Source organism: Mesorhizobium sp. M2D.F.Ca.ET.226.01.1.1, assembly GCF_004022705.2.
GTDB lineage: Bacteria > Pseudomonadota > Alphaproteobacteria > Rhizobiales > Rhizobiaceae > Mesorhizobium.
On record NZ_RZOY02000155.1, the window covers coordinates 1 to 278 of the forward strand.

Consider the following 278-nt stretch of genomic DNA (forward strand, 5'->3'; position numbering starts at 1 on the left):
TCATGATCGGCGTACGGAAACGCTGGCGCCCCTGGAATAGCCAGCCGAGGTTCATCGCCGAGACAATACCTAGCAGCGTGGCAAGAATGCCGATCAGCGGCCGCTCGGACAATGTCGGGGAGCACAGCGTGGCGATCACGCCAATGCATCCACCCAGCACCGCCAGAATAAGCCGTGCACTAACATGCAACGAATAGATCGCATTGCACTCCTTCGCCGATTGCGCTTTTGCGACTTCGCGCATTCCAACCAGACTGAAGCCGTAGCTCACGAGCATC

At 58.3% G+C, this 278-nt stretch carries 1 protein-coding gene; it reads right to left on the bottom strand.

From position 1 onward, the window contains the following. On the bottom strand, positions 1-278 hold a 278-nt coding region (locus EN869_RS34200; RefSeq protein WP_210237980.1), incomplete at both ends, for a hypothetical protein.